We start from the raw sequence: 345 nt of genomic DNA, 5'->3' as shown, positions 1-345 counted from the left end.
GGTAAAGTCCCGGCCCTGGGGCTCAGCGCCAACGACCGCATTCCACAGACGGCTTCGGTGGCCTTCGATATTTCCGTGTGGCAATTCCTCGCCGCACCGGTCCTGGGCGCCACCGTGCATATCTTGCCGGATGAAGTGGCCCACGACCCGCAACGCCTGCTGCAAGTGCTCGCCAGCGAACGGCTCAACGTGCTGGAAATCGTCCCAAGCCTGATGCGCACCCTGCTCGCGCTAAGCCCGTGCGACTTGCAGTTACCCGACCTGCGCTGGGTGCTGCCCACGGGGGAAGCGCTGCCGCCGACCGTGGCGCGCGACTGGTTCGCGCGCTTCCCGGACATCGCGCTG

The 345-nt window shown here is 67.0% G+C and carries 1 protein-coding gene; it reads left to right on the top strand.

Features of this window, described 5'->3' with window-relative positions:
* Window positions 1–345: AMP-binding protein (locus HX846_RS40140; RefSeq protein ID WP_256740484.1), on the top strand; the 345-nt coding region annotated here is incomplete at both ends.

Source organism: Pseudomonas sp. K5002 (assembly GCF_013386655.1).
GTDB lineage: Bacteria > Pseudomonadota > Gammaproteobacteria > Pseudomonadales > Pseudomonadaceae > Aquipseudomonas.
The sequence above is the reverse complement of the archived record's forward strand: the minus strand, read 5'-3'. Positions and strand labels throughout refer to the sequence as shown.